The sequence below is a fragment of the Microbacterium testaceum genome (assembly GCF_003075375.1).
Classification (GTDB): Bacteria; Actinomycetota; Actinomycetes; order Actinomycetales; family Microbacteriaceae; genus Microbacterium; species Microbacterium testaceum_E.
Genome location: NZ_QDFT01000092.1, coordinates 1 through 3,007, shown reverse-complemented (window position 1 = coordinate 3,007; position 3,007 = coordinate 1). Strand labels below are relative to the sequence as shown.

Genomic DNA, 3,007 nt, shown 5'->3' with positions numbered 1-3,007 from the left:
GTCAGCGCCTCGCGCTTGCTGAAGGTGAAGCGGATCGTCTCGCGCCCGTCGGCGGAACACCCCGCGAGCAGACCCGCCCCGAGCACTCCCACCGCGGCCGCGGCGACCCACCGTCTTACCGCCCTGGTCTTCGTCGACACCTGGTTCCTCCTCCGCCGCACTGCGAATATGTTGTATCGGCGACTAAATCTAGTCGCCAAATCAATGTCGTGCAGGCAGTATTGCATCGGACCGCACAGTGGTCAAGAGTCGCCCGCACCCGTGACCGAGGAGGTCGGAACGTGCCGATGGATGCCACGACGACACCGTCTCTGCGCCGGCACAGCCTCGACGCGGTCCTGCGTCTGGCGTGGTCGACCGACGCCTTCACCGCCAGCGACGTCATCGCCGGGGTGGGACTGACCCGCTCCACCGCGATCGACGTGCTCGACGAGCTGACCCAGCGCGGCCTGCTGAACGAGATGCCGAACGCGCGCGCCGTCGGCGAGTACTCCAAGGGGCGTCCGGCGCGACGCTTCGGCTTCCGCGCCGACGCCGGGGTCGTGGTCGGCGTCGATGCCGGTCGCGGACACATCACCGCCGCCGTCGCCGACCTGCGCGGTGACGTGCTCGCGACATCGCGCCTGACCGTCGACCCCGAGCGCGACTCGCCGGACCGACGGCGACGGGCCGCGGAGACGACCGTGTCCGCCACCCTCACGCGCGCGCAGCGCACCCGCGACGACATCGTCGCGATGTGCGTGGGCGTCCCCGCGCCCGTGGATCGGGACGGCCGCTCCCCCGTGCACTACGACCGGTTCTGGGAGCGCATGAACCCCGGTTTCGTCGACAGCTTCGCGGCGTGGTCCCCCATCGTCCGCGTCGAGAACGACGCGTCATTGGCCGCGATCGCCGAACGCGCGCGGGGCGCGGCCGTCGGCTGCGACGATTTCGTCGCCCTGCTCGCCGGTGAACGCTTCGGCGCGGGCATCCACCTCGACGGGCGCCTGCTGCGCGGCAAGCACGGCGGAGCGGGAGAGACCGTGGCGTTCGACCGTGTGGACGGCGTCGGAAGCGCCGAGGGGCTCGCGCCCCGGTGCGTCGCCGCCGCTCATGCCGCCCGCGCCGCCGGGACGCTGCCCCCCGACAGCCCGCTGCGCCGTCTCGCTCCCGAAGAGGTGGATGCCAAGACCGTGCTCGATCTGGCTGCGGCGGGCGACGAGGGCGCCCTCGCCGTCGCGCGCGAGGTGGGGCCCGCCCTGGCCGGCGTCGTAGGCATGTTCGGCAGCCTCTTCGACGTGGACCGCGTGATCGTCTCGGGGGCCATCGCCGCCGGAGCCGCCCCCATCATCGCGGCAGCCCGGGACGCCCTCCCCCGCGCACTCGACCTTCCGGCACCCGCCATCGCGGCGTCGACGCTCGGCGCCGACATCGTCTCGATCGGCGCGGTCGCCGCCGCCGTCGACGCGGCGCGCGAGAGGGCGCTCGACCTCCCGGCCTTCGGCCTGCCCGCCGAGCGCTCGCGGGCCTGACCCGCGTCCGCCTCCGCGGCAAGCCCCGCTCGAGCCGGCCCGGCTGCGGATACCGTCGAGGTGTCCGGGCCGACCCCCGGGCGCAGGAGGATCCATGCCCGCGTGGCCCGAACACGTCATGTGGTGGCACGTCTACCCGCTCGGCTTCGTCGGCGCGCCCATCCGCGACGGCGTCGACCCGGATGCCGAGGTCGTGCACCGCCTCGATCGGCTCGAGGCGTGGCTGGATCACGTCATCGGGCTCGGCCTGAACGGCCTGCTCCTGGGGCCGGTTTTCGCCTCCGAGACCCACGGCTACGACACCGTGGACCATTTCCGCATCGACCCCCGGCTCGGGGACGACGGCGACATCGACCGCCTGCTCGCCGCGGCGCGCCAGCGCGGCATCCGCGTGCTCTTCGACGGCGTGTTCAACCACGTGGGCCGCGCTCACCCCGCCTTCCGCTCGACGACCGACAAGACCTCGCCGCTGATCCGCGGCCGCTGGATCGACGGGCGTTTCGAGGCCGACGTCTTCGAGGGCCACGACGCCCTCGTCGCCCTGGACCATTCGTCGCCCGCGGTCGCGGATCTGGTGGTCGACATCATGTGCCACTGGCTCGAGCGCGGCATCGACGGGTGGAGATTGGATGCCGCCTACGCGGTGCCGACCGCGTTCTGGGCCGAGGTGCTCCCCCGCGTGCGCGAGCGCTTCGGCGACGCGTGGTTCCTCGGCGAGGTGATCCACGGCGATGCCGCGGACATCGTGCAGAGCTCGACGATGGACGCCCTGACGCAGTACGAGCTGTGGCAGGGCATCTGGCACGGCATCTCGGACGCGAACCTGTTCGAGCTGAGCCACGCGATCGAGCGGCACGATGAACTGCTCGCGACCTTCGCCCCGCAGACGTTCGTCGGCAATCACGACGTCACCCGCATCGCCTCCGCGGTCGGCCCCGACCTGGTACCGCACGCCTTGGCGGTGCTGTTCACGGTCGCCGGCACGCCCTCGGTCTACGCGGGCGACGAATTCGGGTGGACCGCTGTGAAGGAGGAGCGCGAAGGCGGCGATGACGCGGTGCGGCCGGAGTTCCCGGCATCCCCCGCCCAGGTCGACGACGTCGACGAGGCGATCCTCGAGGCGCACCGCGCGCTGATCGCCCTGCGCCGCCGCAAGGCGTGGCTGTGGCGTGCCCACACCGACGTGATCGAGGTCGCGAACACCGCGATCGCCCTGCGCACCGCCATCGGCGACGACGCCGTGGTGGTCGCCCTGAACATCGGCGACGACCCGGTGACGCTTCCGGCCGCCGACGCCCGCGAGCGCGTCGCGGGCGACGGGAACCTGGTCGACGGGCGCGTCGAGCTCGGGCCGCGCGGGTGGGCGGTGTTCGAGGCCTGAGCCGGTGAGCCCCGGTCGATGTCGACGGGCTCGACGGCTCCGCGCGCTCCGGCCCCTGAGCCGCGACGTCAGCCGCCCGCGCGGAGCCGTCGAGCCCGTCGACATCGACCGGGGC

General features: G+C 72.9%; 2 protein-coding genes. Both read left to right on the top strand.

Annotated features, from left to right (window positions below; all coding sequences use genetic code 11):
* Positions 1-287 precede the first annotated feature (287 nt).
* On the top strand, positions 288-1,511 hold the full coding sequence (locus DC432_RS15965) for an ROK family protein (RefSeq protein WP_116538672.1): 1,224 nt from the start codon (positions 288-290) through the stop codon (positions 1,509-1,511).
* A gap of 94 nt (positions 1,512-1,605) precedes the next feature.
* The gene (locus DC432_RS15960) at positions 1,606-2,892 is read left to right on the top strand and encodes an alpha-amylase family glycosyl hydrolase (protein ID WP_116538671.1); all 1,287 of its coding nucleotides are present in this window, start codon (positions 1,606-1,608) and stop codon (positions 2,890-2,892) included.
* Positions 2,893-3,007: the final 115 nt, after the last annotated feature.

Coding starts and splice junctions, on each gene's coding strand:
- DC432_RS15965 (WP_116538672.1), top strand. CDS start 288: ATGGATGCCACGACGACACCGTCTCTGCGCCGGCACAGCCTCGACGCG.
- DC432_RS15960 (WP_116538671.1), top strand. CDS start 1,606: ATGCCCGCGTGGCCCGAACACGTCATGTGGTGGCACGTCTACCCGCTC.